Origin of the sequence: Streptomyces africanus (genome assembly GCF_030816955.1) — a bacterium.
Taxonomy (GTDB): Bacteria; Actinomycetota; Actinomycetes; order Streptomycetales; family Streptomycetaceae; genus Streptomyces; species Streptomyces africanus.
Map to the genome: position 1 here is coordinate 7,541,802 of NZ_JAUSYP010000001.1, position 19,804 is coordinate 7,561,605.

A 19,804-nucleotide genomic window follows, 5' to 3' on the forward strand; every position below is an offset into this window, starting at 1 on the left:
TCAATGTGCTCCACGTCACCCGGGTCGTCAAGAGGTGAAGCCGGGAAAAGTGCGGGGCGGTCGATGAGTGCACGTCCTGAACGGGCTTTGCCGACCAGGTTGTCGGGGGCCGTTGTCAGACCCTGCTGCGATGCTCACCGCATGGATGTCACCTTGCAGCTGACCATCGACTGCGCCGACCCGGCGAAGCTCGTGCCCTTCTGGGCCGAGGCCCTCGGATACGTGCCGGAACCGCCCCCCGGTGGGCACCCCACCTGGCGGGCCTACTGGGAGGACATGGGGGTGCCCGCGGAGGAACTGCCCGAGGGTTCGGGGGAGACCCCCGAGTCGATCGTCGACCCGGAGGGGCAGGGGCCCCGCGTCTGGTTCCAGCAGGTGCCGGAGGGCAAGACCGTCAAGAACCGGGTGCATCTCGACCTGAAGGCCGGCGGCGGCAGAGGCGTTCCCCTGCCGGAGCGCACCCGGAGGGTCACGGCGAAGGTGGACCGGCTGACCGCGGCCGGAGCGACCGTGCTGCGGGTCATGGACGAACCGGACATGGACTACTACGGCGTCGTGCTGCGGGATCCGGAGGGCAATGAGTTCTGCGTGGGCTGAGTGCCACCGATCGCTCTGCCGGAGAGCCGATGCCCGGCAAGTGCTGCACCCACCCGTTCAGGCCCGCTCCGGCCGCCACCCCAGAGCCCGGGAGATCCCGCGTGCCGCCACCCGGACCGCCGGGACCAGCACCGGTACCTGGGCGTCGGCGTGCGGCACCACGATGGACACGGCGGCGGCCACCGAGCCGTCCGCCGTGCGCACCGGAGCGGCCACCGACAGGGCGTCCTCCGTGACCTGACGGTCGCTCACCGCCACGCCGGTCCGGCGCACTCCGGCGAGCTCCCGCCGCAGCCGCGCCGGGTCGGTGATCGTGTACGGCGTGAAGGACGCGAGCGTGCCCGCGCAGTACTCCTCCTGGAACTCCGGGTCCCCGTGGGCCAGCAGGGCGAGCCCGACCCCGGTGGCGTGCAGCGGCCAGCGCGCGCCCACGCGGATGTGCACGCCGACCGCCGAACGCCCCGACAGCCACTCGATGTAGACGACGTCCGAGCCGTCCCGCACCGCCAGCTGCACGTTCTCGTGCGTCGCCTCGTACAGGTCCTCCAGGTACGGCAGCGCGATCTGCCGCAGGGCGAGGCCGCGCGGCGCCAGTGCGGCGATCTCCCACAGCCGGAGCCCGACGTGGTAGACGCCGGACTCGTCCCGTTCCAGGGCTCCCCACTCGGTGAGCGCGCCCACCAGCCGGTGCGCGGTGGTCAGGCTCAGCCCGGCCCGCCGGCTGATGTCCGTCAGGCACAGGGCCGGGTGCTCGTGGTCGAAGGCCGCGAGGACGGACAGCAGCCGGTCGGTCGCGGTGGGGGCGCCCCCGGTACGAGCGGAGTCCAGGACTCGGGGCAGTGCGGTCATGGCCGGGTGTCTCCCGGATGGGCGAGGTCGTAGGGGCGGGGGTAGGCGGTCGGCCGGTACCCGACGTAGCGGGGGGCCGTTGCCGGATCTGCCGTAGTAGCACGGGAATTGAGGGCGGCGGGTGAGGTGTCCCAGCGGCCCGCGTCCAGGCGGTGTTCCAGGGTGTGCAGGGCGGCCAGGGTCTCGCCGGGGGTGAACGTGCAGTGGCCGGGGGCGTCGACGTAGGCCTGGCGGAACAGCGGTGCGGAGCCGGTCGCGGTCGCCGCCCGCCGGTAGGCGCTCTCCGACTGCACCGGTATCAGCGCGTCACCGGTCGTGTGGATGTTCAGCTGCGGGTCGGCGAGCCGGCCGGAGAGCACGCTGGTGTTCCGCATCCACCGCACGGCCGGCTGATCGGCGGAGATCCGGGGTGCCCGGCCCAGGGCCGAGAGGTCGGTACGCAAGGACACTCCCGCCTCCTTGTAGAGCTCCGTCACCTCTTTGTACAGCGGGGAGCGGGCGAGCATGGCGGTGTAGTCGACACCGGTGTTCCACGACGGGTTGCCGCCCGCCCGGCTCTCGGCCTCCTGCCGCCAGCTGAACGCGGGCATCTGGAGCAGGCCCCGGACGGCGCCGTACTGGTTGGCCTGCTGTGCCTGCCAGTCTGTGGGGCCCGGCTCGGTCTGCGACGTGTCGTTGTAGCCGGGGATGTTGTGCAGGGCGGCGGCGAGCGCGATCCGGGCCCTTCCCTCGGGGGTCTTCTGGGCGGCGTCGACCTTCGTCGTGAGCGCTTTTCCGGCGGCGACCGCCTCCGTCTGGCCGGCGAAGCCCGTGAGCCGGATCCCGGAGTCCGGCGCGAGGAGCGTGCGCAGCGCGAACACCGGGTCCAGGGTGCTGTTCCAGTTGGCGACGCCGCCCTGCACCAGCCCGCACATCGACAGCGAACCGTCGAACCGGCCGGCGTGCCGCTCGGCGAGCATCGTGGTGACGAAACCGCCGTACGAGGTGCCCCAGGCCAGGGTCCGCCGGGCCGCCCCGAACTTCTCGGTGAACAGGTCCAGCGTGGCGAGCTGGTCGGGCACCGCCTCGGTGACGGCCCAGCCGTTCGTCGCGTACGAGGAGCCGATCAGGGCGTAACCCTCGGCCAGCAGCTTGTCCCGGGCGGCAGCACTCGGCGTGTTCTGGGCCCGCTTGGGGGATCCGGCCGGGGCGTAGCCGTGGCTGTACAGCAGCACCGTGCCGTTCCAGGACGCGGGCACGTCCATCACGTACACGGCGCCGGAAGACAGCTCGCCCTCCAGGTGGGCGTCGGCGCTGCCGGCGGCCTGCGCCGGCAGCGCGGTCGCGAGGGACAGGCAGGCGGTCAGTAAAGCGAGGCGGATCCTCAACGCGGGGTCCCTTCCAGGGTGGGGGTGGTGGTGGCGGGGGAGTCGAGGGCGTCGGTGTGCGTCTCGCGCAGCCGCCACACGGTGACGGCGGTGATCGCCGCACCCGCGCACAGCAGCAGCGAGACGGGCGTGCTCCCGCCCCCGTACGAGGCGAGGAGGCTGCCGGCGATGAGCGGGGAGAACCCGGCGCCGACCAGGGTGGCCGCCTGGTAGCCGAGGGAGGCGCCGGTGTAGCGGACGCGGGTGCCGAACATCTCGGTGAGCAGGGCGCCCAGCGGCCCGTACATCGTGGACTGGGCGACGCCATGACCGAGGGCGAGGGCGAGGATCAGCAGTCCGGGCGAGCCGGAGTCGACCAGCGCCAGCACGGGGAAGGCGAGCGCTGCCGAGGCGACCGCTCCGGCGAGCACGACGGGCCGGCGGCCGACCCGGTCCGACAGCGCGGACGCGGCGGGCAGGACGACGAGGGCCACGCAGGAGGCGACGGTCACCGCGGTCAGCACCTGCGGGCGGGTGTACCCCTCGTCGACGGCGTAGGAGATCATGAAGCTCGTCAGCAGTGACTGCGCGGTGAAGGCGCCGATGCCGACGCACGCGGCCAGCAGTACGGGCTTCGGGCGGCGCAGCACCTCCACGATCGGCGGCTTGTCCACCGGGTGCCGCTTGACCTGGGCGAACAGCGGGCTCTCGGCGACCTTGAGGCGCACGAACAGTCCGACGGCCAGCAGCAGGATGCTCAGCAGGAACGGCACCCGCCAGCCCCAGGAGCGGAACTCGTCGTCGGGCAGGCCGGCGACGAGCGTGACCACACCGGCCGACAGCACGGAACCGAGCGGGGCGCCGAGCTGGGTGAAGCTGGACCACAGGCCGCGCCGGGAACCCTGCGCGTGCTCGGCGTGCTCGACGACCATCAGCATCGCGCCGCCCCACTCGCCGCCGATCGCGATGCCCTGCACCACGCGCAGGGCGACCAGCAGGACCGGGGCCCAGACGCCGATCGCGTCGTACGTGGGCAGCAGGCCGATGAGGAAGCTGCCCGAGCCCATCAGGACCATGGTCAGCAGCATCATCGACTTGCGGCCGATCCGGTCGCCGAAGTGGCCGAAGACGATGCCGCCGAGCGGGCGGGCGAGATAGCCCGCGGCGAAGGTGCCGAACGCGGCGATGGTGCCGACCGCCGGGTCGGCCCGGGGGAAGAACAGCTCGCCGAAGACGAGCGCGGCGACCGTGCCGTAGACGAGGAAGTCGTAGAACTCGACGGCCGTACCGAGCAGGCCGGAGACGGCCACGCGGCGCAACTGCCGGGAATCAGGGGCGGGTTGAGCGGCAGAAGGGGATGGCTGCACGGGAGCTCCCTGGGGACGGGTCTCGGTTGGCCGATGAAGTTATGCATCTCTCGTGCAGCCGTCAATCATTTGCACAACATCAGTTGAGTCCGTCCTCGGCGATCCGCAGCAGCAGCGCGTGCAGCGCGTCCCGCTCGGCCGGGTCCAGCGGGCCCAGGAGCTCGTTCGTCACCCGCTGGCCGGCCTCGTCGGTGTCGCGCAGGAACGCGCGGCCCTTCTCGGTCAGCGCGACGATCCGGCTGCGGCGGTCGTCGGGGGAGGGGCGGCGCTCGGCGAAGTCCTGCTTCTCCAGGTCGTCGACCAGGCCGACGATCGCGCTCGGGTCGTAGCCGAGCCGGGTGCTCAGCTCGCGCTGGAGGGCGCCCTCGGAGGTGGCGAGGAAGCGCAGCACCGCGTAGTGGCGCAGGCGCAGGCCCGACTCCTGGAGGCAGGCGTTGAAGAGCTGTCCCGAGCGCAGGCCCAGGCGGTACAGCAGGTAGCCCGTGTCGGCGTGCAGCCCGCGCATCCACGGCTCGTGCGCGTCGATGGGCTTCGGGGTGGCGTGCTGGCGTGCGATGGCGGGCTCCCTGTGCTCGATGCGTCCTGGAGATTCCAGCATCCCGCATCCGCAGGTCCTCAACAACTATTGACGTCAACAATTATTGCTCTTAGCTTCGATCTCGTAGCCGCATCTCATGTGATCGCACTCCATGTGAAGGGACCCATCCGTGCCCAGCATCGATCTCACCGGCAAGGCCGCCGTCGTCACCGGAAGCGGCCGGGGCCTCGGCCTCGCCTATGCCCACGCCCTGGCCGCCCACGGCGCGTCCGTGGTCGTCAACGACGTCGACGAGGCGGTGGCCGAGGCGGCCGTGAAGTCCATCACCGAGGCGGGCGGCAAGGCCGTGGCGGAGGTGGTCCCGGTCGGCACGGCCGAGGCGGCGGACCGGCTGGTCGCCCGCGCGGTCGAGGAGTTCGGCCGGCTGGACATCCTGGTCACCAACGCCGGAATCCTCCGCGACAAGGTGCTGTGGAAGATGACCGACGACGACTTCGACGCGGTGATCACCACCCACCTCAAGGGCACCTTCACCTGCGCCCGCGCCGCCGCCGTCCGGATGCGCGAGCAGGGCGAGGGCGGCTCGCTGATCCTGGTCGGCTCCCCGGCCGGCCAGCGGGGCAACTTCGGCCAGACGAACTACGCCGCCGCCAAGGCCGGCATCGCGGCGATGGCCCGCACCTGGTCGATGGAGCTGGGCCGCGCGAACATCACCGTCAACGCGATCGTGCCGGTCGCCGCGACCGCGATGACCGAGACGATCCCGGCCTTCGCCCCCTACATCGAGGCGATGAGGAACGGCGAGCCGCTGCCGGACTTCCTGCGCAAGGGCGAGGGCTTCGGCACCCCGGAGGACTGCGCCGCGCTGGTCCCGTTCCTGGCCTCCGAGGCCGCGCGCGGCGTGACCGGCCAGTGCATCGGCATCGGCGGTGACAAGGTGGCACTCTGGTCGCATCCGCAGGAGATCAGGGCGGCCTACGCCGACGGCGGCTGGACCCCCGGCGCCCTGGCGGACGCCTGGCCCACCTCGGTCGGTGCCGAACCGCAGTCGGTCGGCATCCCGGCACCGAAGTTCCCGGAGGCGTGATGGACCTGAACGACCTCGTCGCGATCGACGTCCACACCCACGCGGAGGTGTCCTCCAAGGGCCACTCCTCCCTGGACGACGACCTGCACGACGCCTCCTCCGCCTACTTCAAGGTCGAGGGCAAGCGGAAGCCGACCCTGGAGGAGACCGCCGCGTACTACCGCGAGCGGAAGATGGCCGCCGTGATCTTCACGGTCGACGCCGAGTCCGCCACCGGCACGGCGCCCGTCCCCAACGAGGAGGTCGCCGAGGCCGCCGCCGCCAACGCCGACGTCCTCATCCCCTTCGCCTCCATCGACCCCTTCCGGGGAAAGGCGGGGGTCAAGCAGGCCCGCCGCCTGGTCGAGGAGTACGGGGTGCGGGGCTTCAAGTTCCACCCGAGCATCCAGGGCTTCTTCCCCAACGACCGGTCGGTGGCGTACGACCTCTACGAGGTGATCGAGGAGACCGGCACGATCGCCCTGTTCCACACCGGCCAGACCGGCATCGGCGCCGGCGTGCCCGGCGGGGGAGGCATCAGGCTCAAGTACTCCAACCCGCTGCACGTCGACGACGTCGCCGCCGACTTCCCGCACCTGAAGATCATCCTGGCGCACCCGTCGTTCCCCTGGCAGGACGAGGCCCTGGCCGTCGCCACGCACAAGCCGGGCGTGCACATCGACCTGTCCGGCTGGTCGCCGAAGTACTTCCCGCCGCAGCTCGTGCAGTACGCCAACACGCTGCTGAAGGACAAGGTGCTCTTCGGCTCCGACTTCCCCGTCCTCACCCCCGACCGCTGGCTCGCCGACTTCGACAAGCTGACGATCAAGGAAGAGGTCCGGCCGAAGATCCTCAAGGAGAACGCCGCCCGTCTGCTCGGGCTGACGAAACCGTAAGGGGCGTGACATGCGCAACGAGGGACTGGGGTCATGGCCCGCACGCCGGGCCCGCAAGACCCCGCACCGCACCGCCCTGATCCACGGCGACACCACCCGCACCTACGCCGGCCTGTACGACCGCACCACCCGCCTCGCGCACGCCCTGCGCGAGCGGGGCGTGCGCCGCGGCGACCGGATCGCCTACCTCGGCCCGAACCACCCCTCCTACCTGGAGACCCTGTTCGCGGCCGGCACGCTCGGCGCGGTCTTCGTCCCCCTCAACACCCGCCTGGCCGGCCCCGAGATCGCCTACCAGCTCGCCGACTCCGGCGCCAAGGCACTCGTCTACGGTCCCTCGCACGCCGGCCTGGTCGCGGGACTGCCGGGCAGCACGGACGTCCGTACGTACGTCGAAGTGGGCGCCGAGTACGAGGAGGAACTGGCCTCGGCCGCCCGGGAGCCCATCGACACGCCGGTCGCTCCGGACGACACCTGCATCATCATGTACACCTCGGGCACGACCGGCCGTCCCAAGGGCGCGATGCTCACCCACGGCAACCTCACCTGGAACGCGGTCAACGTCCTCATCGACCACGACCTGGTCGCCGACGAACGCGCCCTGGTCTCCGCCCCGCTGTTCCACACCGCAGGGCTGAACATGCTGACCCTCCCGGTCCTGCTCAAGGGCGGCACCTGTGTCCTGGTCGAGGCCTTCGACCCGGACGCCACCTTCGACCTGATCGAACAGCACCGGATCACCTTCATGTTCGGCGTGCCCACGATGTTCGACCAGGTGGCCCGGCACCGGCGCTGGCCGGACGCCGACCTGTCGTCGCTGCGCATCCTGACCTGCGGCGGCTCCCCCGTCCCGACCCCGCTGATCGCGGCGTACCAGCGGCGCGGCCTGACCTTCCTCCAGGGCTACGGCATGACCGAGGCCGCCCCCGGCACGCTGTTCCTGGACGCCGAGCACGCCGTCACCAAGGCGGGGTCGGCGGGCGTGCCGCACTTCTTCAGCGACGTACGCGTCGTACGGCCGGACCTCGCGCCGGTCGGCGTCGGCGAGGTCGGCGAGGTCGTGGTGCGCGGGCCGCACGTCATGCCCGGCTACTGGGGGCTGCCCGAGGAGACGGCCGCGTCCTTCGCGGACGGCTGGTTCCGCAGCGGCGACGCCGCCCAGGTCGACGAGGACGGCTACGTCTACATCGTCGACCGCATCAAGGACATGATCATCTCCGGCGGCGAGAACATCTACCCCGCCGAGATCGAGGACCAGCTCCTCGCCCACCCGGACATCGTCGAGTGCGCGGTGATCGGGGTGCCGGACGACAAGTGGGGCGAGGTGCCCCGCGCGGTCGTCGTACCCCGCGAAGGCGCCGCACTCGACCCCGACGAGGTGCTGGCGTCGCTCGCCGGCCGCCTCGCCAAGTACAAGATCCCGAAGTCGGTCGTGGTGGCGGACGAACTGCCCCGCACCGCCTCCGGGAAGCTCCTGAAATCCCGTGTGCGCAAGCGCTACGGCACCGACTCCCAGTGAAGGACGGCTCCATGAGCATCACCGTCAACGGCCTCGACGAACTGAAGAAGCTCGCGGGCAGCGACCTCGGCACCAGCGAGTGGATCGAGGTCACGCAGGAGCGGATCGACACCTTCGCCGACGCGACCGGGGACCACCAGTGGATCCACGTGGACCCCGAGAAGGCCAAGGAGGGCCCGTTCGGCGCCCCCATCGCGCACGGCTACCTGACCCTCTCCCTCTTCATCCCGCTGTTCACCGAGCTGCTGGACGTCCAGGGCGTGACGACGAAGGTCAACTACGGCCTCAACAAGGTGCGTTTCCCCTCGCCGGTGAAGGTCGGCTCCCGCATCCGGCTGACGGCGAAGCTCGCCGAGGTCGAGGAGGTGCCGGGCGGCGTGCAGATCACGGTCGACGGCGCCATCGAGATCGAGGGCGGCGGCAAACCGGCCGCGGTGCTCCAGAGCCTGTCGCGGTTCTACGCCTGAGGACACCCCTCAGTCCTGAGGCCGCGCGGGCACCAGGTCGAGAAGGCGCTGCGAGGCATCGCGCGCGAGCGGTGAGAGCCGGTCGTGCACGGCCCGGAACGTCTTCTCGGCCTGTTCCGCAGGCCAGTCGTCCGGCAGATGCTTGACGGGCAGGCGCGGATCGCGCCGGACGATCCGCAGCCACTCGGTCTGCAGCCGCAGCCGCAGCACGAGAGCGTCGTCGGCGTCCGGCAGCCGGTCCTCCCAGGACTGCCAGCGCCCCGCGAACGCCTCGTAGCGGCCGGCCAGGTCGGACAGCTCCCACGTCTCCTCGATCATCTGCCCGATGTTCATCCCGGCGTCGGCGTGCGCCCGGAAGACCTTCACATGGGCGGACAGGCCGAGCTCGGCGACCAGCGCCGACACGTCGACCTCGCCCGGGGCGATCCACAGGCCGTTGAACAGCGGGCCGAAGCCGCTCCAGGTCAGCTGGGAGCGCAGGTCGTGGCGCTGGCGCTGCCAGGACTCGGGCAGGGAGAAACCGAGCAGGGTCCAGGTGCCGTCCCAGTGCCGGTTGACGGCGCCGGTCTGCCAGATGCGCCGCTCGCCGTCGCGCAGCACGGCCTCCGAGCGCTCGGTCAGCCCGAAGTACATCCGGCGGCCCTCCCGCTGGCGGCGCAGCAGGTCACGGTTGACCATCCGGGTCAGCGTCGAGCGGGTCGCCTGCTCGCCGATCCCGGCGCGGGCGAACACGTCGATGACGCTGCCCGAGTACACGCACACGTCGCGCCCGAGCACCTGGTCGCCCAGGAACGTCAGCATGAGGGACTGGGGCCGCAGCGACTCTTCACCGGTCACGCGGCCCACCGTACCTCCGCTCGATCAGTCCGTGACCTGCTGGTACGCGTGGACGGCCGTCGTCACCGCGCACACGCCGGGCGGGATCACCTGCGCCCGCAGGGTGCCGCTGCTGGCGTCGTAGTCGACGCCCTCCGTCTCGAAGGTGCCCGTGCACACGCTGCGCTGCGGCAGCGCGAAGAGGCTGGTCACCGTGCCGGTGACCGGCTGCCCGTCCGGCTTGCGGGGCAGGTCGACCCGGAGCAGCGGCCGGATCTCCGGGAAGAGGGTGCCCGAGGCGTCGTTCGAGGTGCACAGCAGGCGGGTCTCGGTGACGAAGTCGCAGCCCTGGATGTCGCGCACCGGCTTGTCCAGGGTGATCTGCCCGGCCTCCTTCAGCTCGCCACCGGTGGGCGGGGTCGATGGGTTGAGCAGGGGGGCCGGGAAGACCTGGAGCCGGTTCTGTGTGCCCCACTCGCCCGAGACCAGCCACTGACCGTCGGGTGAGACGGCGGCGAAGGAGTTGTTCAGCTTCTCGCCCGGGTTCAGCGGGTGGACGTACTCGTAGCGCTTCCCGGCCGGGGTGGTGACCGCGAACATCTTCGACGTGGCCGTGTCCGATCCCTGGTAGGCGTCGAAGACATGGCCGCGCGCGATGTCCGGGTCGCCTATGTGGTTCCAGCCCTTGACCCGCAGGTCCAGCGGGATGGAGGCCAGCCCGCGGTAGAGCAGGGTGCCGTCCGCGCGGGCGGCCAGGCCCTGTCCGCCGCCGAGGCTGTCGGTGTACGCCGTGCCGGTCTCGGCCCACCGTGGGGCACCGGCGGCCGAGGCCGTGCCGGTGCCCAGCGCGAAGGCACCTAATAACGCGGTGGCGGCGAGTAGTTGACGTCTCATCAGGTCAGGCACCTTCCACGTCGACGAATACCGGGTTCGCATAGAACCACGTATCCGTCCACGGGTCACCGTCCCCGGGCGCGTGCGGAACCGGCCCGTGCGGGTCGACCGAGGCGCCGAGGTAGCCGGTGCCGTTCCGGTTGCCGTCGCTGCCGCGCAGCCGGATGTAGAAGGACTCCTCGCCCGCGGTCAGCGGGATGCGCAGGGTGTAGGTGCCCGTGCGGCCGGTGACGTCCTGCGAGCGGACGACGCGGGTGTCGGGCGCCTTCCAGGTGTCGCGGTCGGCGACCGGGCCGCGCACCGCGCCGCGGATGACGTCCACGTGCGCCAACTCCGGCAGGATGCCCTGCGGGTTGGGCCGGGAGGCGGTCGTCACGGTGACGTCCAGGGTGAGCTTCTCGCCCTTGCGGACCCGCAGCCGGCCGCCCAGCGTCACGCCCCGGCCCCGGTCGACGTCCCGCTTCAGCCGGACGTCGAGCCCGTCGAGCAGATGCCCGTGGTCGAGCCAGACCCGGCCCGCCCGCAGGCCCGCCATGACCGCGCGGTAGCCGTAGCGGGTCACGCCCACGTGCGTACGGCTGAACTCGCCGGGCCAGAAGTCGCTGCCCGGCTGCGGGGTGTCCGTGTTCATGGGGTCGGGCAGCTTCCCGGTGGAGTCGAAGGTCTGGCCGGGCTGCCAGTCGCCGTTCCGCCAGGTGTCGAAGACGATCCGGTGGGCGTCGGAGTTGGTGGTGACCGAGAACAGCCGCCCCTCGGCGAGCATCGAGTCCCACAGCCCGCCGACCGTGGCGGTCGCCCAGTCGAAGCCGCCGTACGTCACATAGGCGTCCGCCGGGTAGCCGGGCCAGGACTGCGCGGACGGCTTGTTCTCGTACTCCCCGCGGATCGAGGTGGCTCCCCGCCAGCCGGGGAGGGCGGCGCCCTGGGCGCCCGGCGCGCCCTCCATGCCGATCACGATCCCGGGCGCCGCGTCCCGCCAGGCGCGCATCTCGTGCGGGGAGTCGATGCCCAGCCGCATGGGGTGGTTGGCGATGACCAGCACGTCGTCGACGTAGCCCGAACGGCGCTGCTCGGCCAGCCACTTGACGGCCTTGACGGCGTGCGCCTCGTTGCGGGCGGTGTCCGCGTCGGCCGGGCCGCCCTTGTCGTAGCCGAGGAGCTTGCCGTCGTAGGCGCGCTCGAAGCGGGTGAGCAGATCCACCTCGTTCCCGCCGGGCGGACTGAAGACCGTGCAGTGCTCGGCCGCCGGGATGTACCACTCCAGGCCCTGGAAGATCAGCTGACGCGGGTTGTCCGCTCGGGCGTCCAGGATCTCCTGGTGCTCCAGCGCGGCCCCGAAGTCGGCGTGCCCGAAGTTGGAGTGCTCGGTGAACACCATCCAGTCCAGGCCGTACTTCGCGCCCGCGGCGGCCAGCTGGGAGAAGGTGTACTTGGCGTCGTGGCTGTAGACGGAGTGGATGTGGTGGTCGCCGACGAGGTAGGCGACGCGGGGGTCCTCGCCGCCCAGCCGTTCGCTGTCGCCGTCGGCGGCCAGGGCCGGGGTCGCCGCTGAGCCCAGTGCGAACGCGGCGCCGAACAGGCCCGCGCGGCGCAGGAGTCCGCGGCGGGAGACGCCCTGCGCGTCGAGGGCGGCGGGGGAGACGGACGGGTCGGCCCAGGCGGGCAGCTGCTGCTCTGTCATGAGAGTTCCCTGGGATGTCAGTGGTTCATGAAGGAGGTGACCGGCAGCGCCCGGGCGACGATCCGGACGTCGCCGAGCCGGCCGTGGAAGATCTGGTCGATCGTGCCGGCGTACTCGTAGCCGCCGAGCAGCCACGGCAGGCCGACGGAGGTGATGCCGACCGAGGGTGCCTTGGGGTTGCGGACGACCGGGCAGCCCTCGACGTACAGCGTGGTGTGCCTGCCGTCGTTGACGACCGCGAGGTGCCACCAGGTCTGAAGCGGGGTCTCCTGGCCCCAGTTGGTGGCGATGCCCTGCTGGTTGAGCGGCCGCATCGCCCACTGGGGTTCGCGGTCGTTGGACAGGGACAGTGTGGCCAGCGGCTCGTCGGGGTCGTCGGCGGTCTTCCCGGCGGCACCGCCCGTGCCCGTGCGGCCGACCAGGCCCGACCAGGCGTTGTGGTCCGGGTCCCAGTCGGCGGGCAGCCGGTAGAACGCCTCGATGGTGTAACCGTCCGCGAACGTGGCCGAGTTGAGCGGGGCGCCGTCGACCGTGCGCAGGTAGGCGCCCTTCAGCGGGGACTTGAAGCCCTGGAACTCCAGGCTGCCGTGGCCCGGCTGGTCGGGGTGGTGGTCCGCCGACCAGCCCAGCGCACCGCCGCCCACCGTGACGAGCGAGAGGTCGTTGCCGCGCCCGGACAGGTCCCGGACCGTGCCGGCCGTGCCGTCGACGGGTTTCTCGAATCGCCAGTACGCCGCGGTGCCCTGGATCAGCATCGTCGGGGCGGGCCGCGCCGGACGGGCGGGCACGGGCGCGAAGCCGGAGAAGCGCTTCTCGAAGTCGATCTCGACGGAGAACCGGTCGGCGTCGCCGCTCAGCTCCATCTCCTGCCGCTCCAGCTCGTTGAGCCCCTTCCCGGCCCGGCCCAGGATCCACGGGGAGACCGTCTCCACGTCGATGACGTTCCGGTCCAGGTCGAACCGGTAGAGGCGGATCATCGCCGCGCCGCCGAAATAGCGGTTCTGGTAGTTCGTCAGATGCAGATGGACCTCGTGCCCGGCCGCGTTCTTGCGGGTAGCGCGGGCGGCGGGCCAGTAGTGCCCGTTGAGGGTGAGGAAGATCTGGTCGTGGTCCTCGACCAGCTGGTCCCACAGCTGCCGGCCGTAGTCCGACAACGAGTCGTCCTCGACGACCAGTTCGTGCGTCGTGAGGATCACGGGCGTCTTCGGGTGCCGCGCCATGACCTCCTTCGCCCACGCGTAGCCCTGCGGCGACAGCCGCCAGTCCAGCGCGAGCACCAGCCACTCCCGGCCGCCCGCGGTGAACAGGTGGAAGGTGTTGTAGCCGTCCGGGGAGGCCCCGCCGAACGTCCGCTGCCCCTTGAACCGCTCGGGCCCGAAGGCGTCCAGATACGGAGTCGCACCGCGCTGGTCGGTCGTCGACGACTTCACGTCGTGGTTGCCGGCCAGGACGCTGTAGCCGACGCCCCGCCGGTCCAGCAGCGAGAACGCCTCACCGATCGCCGCGAACTCCTCCTTCGCGCCGTTCTGCGTGAGGTCGCCGAGGTGGGACAGGAAGACGAGGTTCTCCTCCTCGCCGTGCTCCAGCAGATAGCGCAGCGACGCCTCGACCGGGGCCTTGTCGATACTCGGACCGTCGAAGAGGTACTGCGTGTCCGGCATCACCGCGAGCGTGAAGCGGCGGCTGCGGGTGTCGGGGCGCCAACTCGACGGTGCCGCCCGGGCGGTGACGGCCGGCAGCGCGGCCACCGCCGTGGCGGTCGCGCCGAGCAGCGCGGTGGCGCGAAGGAAACTGCGTCTGCCGGCACCGGCCTGGGGGGCCTCGCCCAGGTCGTGATCATGCGAAGTGCACACGGGTGCTCCAGGTGACGTGAGAGGGGGAGAACTCAGAGAACGCGCAGTGTCCAGCTCCAGCGATGAACGCCGGCCGGGACGAGATAGGTGGCGAAGGTGTCGGGCCCGCAGGAGGCCGTGCCGAGACCGCGGTGCGCCGCGTCGATGTGCACCACGCACCCCGCCCGCGGCACCAGTTCGTCGTGATGCGCGGACGAGGCGAGGTCGGCCGCGCGATGCCGGGTCACGCAGACCTGGCGGGGCCGGTCCAGCCGCACCGCGAGCCCGGTCGCGTCCGGCGCGGACAGCGTGAACCGCCGCACGCCGTGCCGCCCGCCGCTCTCCTGGGGCCGCAGATACGGCGTGAACAGCTCGTCCACCGGCAGCGAGTGGTGACCGACGGGCGCCCCCGCGCCCCGGTCCGGATACGACTCCCAGGGGCCCTGCCCGAACCACTCCAGCAGGTTCAGCCCGGCGGCCGTCTCGAAGACCGACCCTACCCGGGCCACGTCGTCCAGCGGCTCGGGCAGCTCGGCGCACTCCTCCACGAGCAGCCCGCCCTCGACCGCCGTGAAGACCTGCTCGTGCCGGACGGTCCCGCCCGGGCCGAGGTAGTCGCAGATCACCCCCACCCGCCCGGGGTCACGCCGAACGGCGACGACCTCGCGGGTGAGCGCGTCGAGACCCCAGCCCCGCCAGCGGGCCGCCATGCCGCCCAGTTCGTCGTTGTCGGTGGGCGCCCGCCACAGCGACAGCGTCGGCCCGGCCGTCAGCAGCGGATGGACCAGCAGCCCGTCCTCGTCGACCTCGACCGGTCGGTTCGTGACGGGGGCGTGCCGCACCGGCTGTGCCGCCCGCAGCCGCACCTGCGGCAGGCACACGACCGTGCCGCGCGGCGCCCACGGCTCGTCCCGGGCCGTCGTGACGCGCAGCGTCAGCCACGCCTCGCCGCCGTCCTCCGGCAGTTCGAACGGCACCGGTACGGCGGCCGTCTCGCCCGGCCGCAGCTCGGGCAGCCGGGCGGGGGCGGTCCGGGTGCCGCCGTCGGCGAGGGACAGCTCCCACTCGCCGGACAGCCAGTCCAGGCCCCGGAAGTGCTGGTGGTTGCCCAGGACGACACCCTCGTGCCGGAAGCACTCGATGCGCACCGGCGCGGCGATCTCCCGGTGCTCGGACATCACGGGCTTGGGCGTGCGGTCGGGGAAGACGACCCCGTCGGCGATGAAGGCGCCGTCGTGGTCGGTCTCCCCGAAGTCGCCGCCGTACGCCCAGCGGTGCCCGGGCGCGGCGACACCGTTGTCATGGAGCCCGGCGCCCCCACGCCCGGCCGGTCTGCCGTCGTTCACACGCTGGAGGATGCCGTGGTCCCAGAACTCCCAGATGAACCCGCCCTGAAGCCCCGGGGTGGCCTCGATGGCCGCCCAATGGTCCGCCAGCGTGCCGTTGCTGTTGCCCATGGCGTGCGAGTACTCGCACTGGATGAGCGGCTTGGTCTGCCTCCCGGACATGGCGTGCGCCAGGCACTCCTCCAGCGGCGTGTACATCGGGCAGGCGATGTCGGAGGCCAGGCCCGGATCGGCCCAGCCGCGCCTGGCCGCGCCCTCGTACTGCACCGGCCGGGTCGGGTCGTGCCGGCGTACCCAGCCCGCGGCCGCGTCGTGGTTCGCGCCGTAGTCGGACTCGTTGCCCAGCGACCAGATGATGACGGACGGGTGGTTCTTGTCCCGCAGCACCATCCGCGCGACCCGGTCGACGAAGGCCCCCAGATAGCACGGGTCGTCGGCGATCTCGTGCGCGTGGTCGTGGGACTCGATGTCGGCCTCGTCCACGACGTAGAAGCCGAGCTCGTCGGCCAGGTCGTACAGGGCCGGGTCGTTCGGGTAGTGCGCGGTGCGGATCGCGTTGAAGCCGAACCGCTTCAGCAGGACGAGGTCGGCGCGCATGTCGTCGTACGACACCGTCCGGCCGGTCAGCGGATGGAAGTCGTGCCGGTTGACGCCCCGGATGAACACGCGCTCGCCGTTGACCAGCAGGTCCCGGCCGGTGATCTCGACGTCACGGAAGCCGGTCCGGTGGTGCGAGCTGTCGGTGACCGTGCCGTCGGCGCGGTGCAGACGGACGGTCAGGCCGTACAGCTCGGGCGTCTCGGCGGTCCAGGTGCGCACGTCCGGCACGGCGGCCCGCAGCCGGGCCTCGCCGAGGAAGGCGGAGACGCGCTCGTCCTCGGCGTTGGCCCGGTCGAACTCCGCGTCCTGCGTGAGCAGCTGCCCGTCCAGCTCCCCGCTGACGTACCAGCCCTCGGGCAGGGCACCGCCCGCGTCCCGCACCAGGCAGTCGACGCGCAGGTCACCGTCGTGCCGGGCCCGCACGGTCACGTCCGCCAGATACAGCGGGTCGGTGGCGTACAGCAGCACCGAGCGCGTGAGGCCGCCGTGCCACCACTGGTCCTGGTCCTCGATGTGCGAGGCGTCCGACCACTTCACGACGGTCAGGCGCAGGGTGGCCCGCTCCCCGGGGCGCACCACCGGAGTCAGATCGAACTCGGCGGCCAGGTGGGAGTCCTTGGAGACGCCGACGGGCCGCCCGTCCACGTGCACCAGCAGCACGCTCTCCGCTGCCCCGACCTGGAGCACGATCCGCCGCCCGGCCCACTCGGCCGGCACGTCCACCGCCCGCTCGTACACGCCCGTCGGGTTGGCGGCGGGTACCTCCGGCGGGAACTCCGGGAACGGCATGCGGACGTTCAGGTACTGCGGAAGGTCGACCGTGCCCTGCAGGGTCCAGACACCGGGGACGTACGCCGACGACCACACCTCCCCGAGCGGGGCGTCCGGCGCGGGCAGCAGCTGGAAACGCCAGTCGCCGTCCAGGGAGAGGGCACCGGCCCTCCGGTCGACGGCGTTCATCGGAAGCCGCCGCCAGGAGGTCACCTCGGGTGCCTCCCAGGGGCGCAGGGCGATCAGGGGATCGGGGAGTGCGTCGCTCATGACCATTCCGAAGTCGGTGGGGTGGGCCGGGGCAGGGCACGGCCCCGCAGGCCCCAGGCGGGGTCGACGGGGATACCGAGACGGTCCAGGACGGTGGGGGCGATGTCGATGAGGCGGGGCGTGTCCAGCCGGGTGCCGCCGGGCACGCCCGGCCCGGCGAGGACGACGAACACCTCTCGCTCGGCCCGGGTGTCGCCGCCGTGGCCGCCGGCGTCCAGATGTCCGTGGTCCGTGGTGACCAGCACCGTCCACTGCTCGTCCGCACGGGCGGGGTCGGAGCGCCGGGAGCCGATCGCGTCCAGCAGCCGCCCGACGTGGGTGTCCTGGGCGAGGAGGGCCCGGTCGTAGGCGGGGCTGAGGGGGCCCGTGGCGTGGCCGGCCTCGTCGGTGGCGCCGAAGTACACGAACACGACGTCCGGGTCGTCCTCGGTGAGCCACTGTGCGGCGGTGCGGGCGACGAGGCGGTCCGCGGTCCCGTAACCGTCGGACTCGCCGTCGTAATGCACGCGCCGGCCGATGGCCGGGCCGAGGGTGCCGCGGTGGACCAGTTCCGGCCAGGACACCACGGCCGCGGTGCGCAGCGCGGGCCGCGCGGCGACGGCGCGGCTGAGGAAGTCGGGGTAGCGGGTGTAGTCGGCGCCGGTGAAGTCGTTGCCGGTCACCCCGTGACGGTCGGGCCACACCCCGGTCAGCACGCTCGACCAGCCGGGGCCGGAGTCGGTGTAGGCCATGCTGGTCGACGGCCCGTGCTCGGCCTGGCCGTCCGCCTCGCCGTAGGGCAGCAGGCTGCTGCCGTGGGCGCCGGCGGCCATCAGGCCGTGCAGCACGGGTGCGGTGGCGTGGGACCGGATCAGCCGGTCGTGGCGGAGCCCGTCCATGCCGACGACGAGCACCTTGGCGCGTGCGCTGCTGTCCGCCACTGCTTGCCTCCCTCGTCGCTCGCGCTTGCGGCCCGACGACCACGAGCTCGGGGCCTCCTGCCGGTTGTCGACCGCGCGTCCGTCGGGCTTGTCGCGCCCACGCGGCGGAGCCGCACATCGACACAGCCCGCGTCCCTTTGGGGCGCCCCCCTGCGGGGGGCGTCAGCTGCCCTGCACCGCTCCCTCCGTCGCCCCCGCGATGAAGCCGCGCGCGAAGACGGCGAAGACCACGACCAGCGGCAGGGCCGCCATGAGGACACCGGCCATGACCATGCTGTAGTCGGTGGTGTGGCCTACATGGAGCTGGGCGAGCTCGACCTGGAGCGTGACGTGGCTGGGGTCGGTGAGCACGATGAGCGGCCAGACGTAGTCGTTCCAGGCGTTGACGAAGGCGTAGATGGCGAGGAAGGACAGCGCGGGCTTGATCATCGGCAGCGCGATGTTCCAGTACTGGCGGAAGAACCCGGCGCCGTCGATGCGCGCGGCGTCGAGCAGTTCGTCGGGCACGCCGTTCTGTATGTACTGGTGCAGCCAGAAGATGCCGAAGGCGTTGGCGAGGGCGGGCAGGGCCAGCGCCTTGAGCATGCCGACCCAGCCGATCTCGGACATGAGGATGAACTGCGGCAGGACGGCCAGCTGGAGCGGCAGCATCATGAACACCAGCAACGTGCCGAAGAGCAGCTTGCGCCCGGGGAAGTCGAACTTGGCGAAGGCGAAGGCCGCCAGCGAGTCGATGAACAGCACCAGGGCGGTGGTGACGCAGGCGACGACGATCGTGTTGAGCATCGACCCGAAGAAGTCGATGGTGTTCAGCACATGCCGGATGTTCTCCAGCAGGTGGGAGCCGAAGGTCAGCTTCGGCGGGCTCTTGTAGATGTCCTCGGTGGTGTTGGTCGCCATCACGATCGTCCACACGAACGGGAAGACCGAGACCAGGACGGCCAGGATGAGGAAGAGGTGCGCGGTCAGGCCCCTGGGGCGGCGCAGCCGCCGCGTGCCCGAGACCGGTGGCGTCGTGTCCGCTGTCGTCATGACTTCCTCCCGCGCTGCACGAGGCGCCAGTTGATGACGACGAGCACCATGATCAGGACGAAGAAGGCCCACACGATGGCCGCTCCGTAGCCGTAGTCGTTGTTGAGGAAGGCCGACTGGTAGAAGTACAGCAGCGTGGTCAGGCCCGCCTGGCCCGGGCCGCCGAGGTTCTGGTTGGCGGCGTTGCTGGCGAAGAGGACCTGGGGTTCGCTGAAGCTCTGCAGGCCGTTGATGGTCGAGATGACGACGGTGAACAGGATGATCGGCCGCATGATCGGAATGGTGATCTGGAAGAACGTGCGGACGGCGCCGGCACCGTCCATCTTCGCCGCCTCGTAGATCGAGGTCGGGATCGCCTGGAGACCCGCCAGATAGATGATCATGTTGTAGCCGGTCCACATCCAGGTCATCAGCAGCGCGATGACCAGCTTGATCAGCCACGGATTGCTCAGCCACGGGACGGGCGAGATGCCGACCGTGCCCAGGATGGCGTTGACCAGGCCGAAGTTGTTGCTGAACACCGCGCCGAAGAAGATCGCCACGGCCACGATCGAGGTGACGTTCGGTACGTAGAGGGCGATGCGGTAGAAGCCCTTGAAGCGACGCACCGAATGCAGCAGCGTCGCCAGGACCAGGGCGCCGAAGAGCGTGGGAACGGTGGACAGCACCCAGATCACCAGGGTGTTGCGGATCGACAGCCAGAAGACCGGGTCGTTCCAGAGGAACTCGAACTGCTGGAGGCCCACGAACTGCTTGGTGCCGAGGCCGTCGTAGCGCTGGAAGGCCAGATACAGCGAGTAGAGGACGGGGAAGAAGGAGAAGCCGATGAAGATCAGGTAGAACGGCGAGATCGCCAGGTACTGCCGCCAGTGCGACAGCACCCCGCGCCGGCTCGGCCGGACCGTGCCCGCGGGCGGCGTGCGCCGCGGGCGGAACCGGGCCGGGCCCGGCCCGCCGCGGTGCTCGGGCACCGTGGCGGGACCGGTGACCGGAGGTG

Annotated in this window: 17 protein-coding genes; 5 read left to right on the plus strand and 12 right to left on the minus strand. The window is 71.5% G+C overall.

Going from position 1 to position 19,804, the window contains the following annotated elements; genetic code table 11:
* The first annotated feature begins 141 nt into the window (after window positions 1–141).
* Window positions 142–597 (plus strand): VOC family protein, encoded by a 456-nt coding sequence (locus QF034_RS34610; protein ID WP_307178618.1) that lies wholly within the window; start codon window positions 142–144, stop codon window positions 595–597.
* A 57-nt stretch (window positions 598–654) separates the two neighbouring features.
* On the opposite strand, the gene QF034_RS34615 is transcribed toward QF034_RS34610, so the two are convergent.
* The 4 genes from QF034_RS34615 to QF034_RS34630 form a co-directional block, all read right to left on the minus strand.
* The gene (locus tag QF034_RS34615; RefSeq protein WP_307178619.1) at window positions 655–1,446 is read right to left on the minus strand and encodes an IclR family transcriptional regulator; all 792 of its coding nucleotides are present in this window, start codon (window positions 1,444–1,446) and stop codon (window positions 655–657) included.
* Window positions 1,443–2,813, minus strand: a complete 1,371-nt coding sequence (locus QF034_RS34620) for an alpha/beta hydrolase family protein (protein ID WP_307178620.1) — start codon at window positions 2,811–2,813, stop codon at window positions 1,443–1,445. Before QF034_RS34620 ends, QF034_RS34615 begins: the two co-directional genes overlap by 4 nt.
* A complete protein-coding gene (locus QF034_RS34625) occupies window positions 2,810–4,159 on the minus strand; it encodes an MFS transporter (RefSeq protein ID WP_307178621.1) in 1,350 nt (449 codons plus the stop codon). The genes QF034_RS34620 and QF034_RS34625 overlap by 4 nt, the downstream gene beginning before the upstream one ends.
* A 79-nt stretch (window positions 4,160–4,238) precedes the next feature.
* Window positions 4,239–4,664, minus strand: coding sequence for a MarR family winged helix-turn-helix transcriptional regulator (locus QF034_RS34630; protein WP_307180044.1), 426 nt, complete (start codon window positions 4,662–4,664; stop codon window positions 4,239–4,241).
* A gap of 202 nt (window positions 4,665–4,866) precedes the next feature.
* Between QF034_RS34630 and QF034_RS34635 the strand changes: the two genes are divergently transcribed.
* The 4 genes from QF034_RS34635 to QF034_RS34650 are packed head-to-tail and all read left to right on the plus strand — an operon-like array spanning window position 4,867 to window position 8,645.
* Window positions 4,867–5,784, plus strand: coding sequence for an SDR family NAD(P)-dependent oxidoreductase (locus tag QF034_RS34635; protein ID WP_307178622.1), 918 nt, complete (start codon window positions 4,867–4,869; stop codon window positions 5,782–5,784).
* The gene (locus QF034_RS34640) at window positions 5,784–6,659 is read left to right on the plus strand and encodes an amidohydrolase family protein (protein WP_306961402.1); all 876 of its coding nucleotides are present in this window, start codon (window positions 5,784–5,786) and stop codon (window positions 6,657–6,659) included. Before QF034_RS34635 ends, QF034_RS34640 begins: the two co-directional genes overlap by 1 nt.
* Before the next feature lie 10 nt (window positions 6,660–6,669).
* Window positions 6,670–8,178 carry an o-succinylbenzoate--CoA ligase gene (gene menE / locus QF034_RS34645; protein WP_307178623.1) on the plus strand — a complete coding sequence of 503 codons (1,509 nt, stop codon included), beginning with the start codon at window positions 6,670–6,672 and terminating at the stop codon, window positions 8,176–8,178.
* A gap of 11 nt (window positions 8,179–8,189) precedes the next feature.
* The gene (locus QF034_RS34650; protein ID WP_010043036.1) at window positions 8,190–8,645 is read left to right on the plus strand and encodes a MaoC family dehydratase; all 456 of its coding nucleotides are present in this window, start codon (window positions 8,190–8,192) and stop codon (window positions 8,643–8,645) included.
* 9 nt (window positions 8,646–8,654) lie between these two features.
* Here QF034_RS34650 and QF034_RS34655 read toward each other — a convergent pair whose 3' ends face one another.
* The 8 genes from QF034_RS34655 to QF034_RS34690 all read right to left on the minus strand — a co-directional run bounded on the left by QF034_RS34655 (window position 8,655) and on the right by QF034_RS34690 (window position 19,688).
* Window positions 8,655–9,482, minus strand: coding sequence for a PaaX family transcriptional regulator (locus tag QF034_RS34655; RefSeq protein WP_307178624.1), 828 nt, complete (start codon window positions 9,480–9,482; stop codon window positions 8,655–8,657).
* 24 nt (window positions 9,483–9,506) lie between these two features.
* Window positions 9,507–10,355, minus strand: a complete 849-nt coding sequence (locus QF034_RS34660; RefSeq protein WP_307178625.1) for a hypothetical protein — start codon at window positions 10,353–10,355, stop codon at window positions 9,507–9,509.
* Window positions 10,356–10,359: 4 nt separating this feature from the next.
* The gene (locus tag QF034_RS34665) at window positions 10,360–12,036 is read right to left on the minus strand and encodes a PHP domain-containing protein (RefSeq protein WP_307178626.1); all 1,677 of its coding nucleotides are present in this window, start codon (window positions 12,034–12,036) and stop codon (window positions 10,360–10,362) included.
* A gap of 17 nt (window positions 12,037–12,053) precedes the next feature.
* Window positions 12,054–13,889 (minus strand): LamG-like jellyroll fold domain-containing protein, encoded by a 1,836-nt coding sequence (locus QF034_RS34670; protein ID WP_307178627.1) that lies wholly within the window; start codon window positions 13,887–13,889, stop codon window positions 12,054–12,056.
* 32 nt (window positions 13,890–13,921) lie between these two features.
* Window positions 13,922–16,855, minus strand: a complete 2,934-nt coding sequence (locus QF034_RS34675; RefSeq protein WP_307178628.1) for a glycoside hydrolase family 2 TIM barrel-domain containing protein — start codon at window positions 16,853–16,855, stop codon at window positions 13,922–13,924.
* Window positions 16,852–17,775: an alkaline phosphatase family protein gene (locus tag QF034_RS34680; RefSeq protein WP_370880905.1), complete on the minus strand. Its 924-nt coding sequence runs from the start codon at window positions 17,773–17,775 to the stop codon at window positions 16,852–16,854. Before QF034_RS34680 ends, QF034_RS34675 begins: the two co-directional genes overlap by 4 nt.
* Window positions 17,776–17,937: 162 nt before the next feature.
* Window positions 17,938–18,807, minus strand: a complete 870-nt coding sequence (locus QF034_RS34685) for a carbohydrate ABC transporter permease (protein WP_307178629.1) — start codon at window positions 18,805–18,807, stop codon at window positions 17,938–17,940.
* The gene (locus QF034_RS34690) at window positions 18,804–19,688 is read right to left on the minus strand and encodes a carbohydrate ABC transporter permease (protein ID WP_307180046.1); all 885 of its coding nucleotides are present in this window, start codon (window positions 19,686–19,688) and stop codon (window positions 18,804–18,806) included. Before QF034_RS34690 ends, QF034_RS34685 begins: the two co-directional genes overlap by 4 nt.
* Window positions 19,689–19,804: the final 116 nt, after the last annotated feature.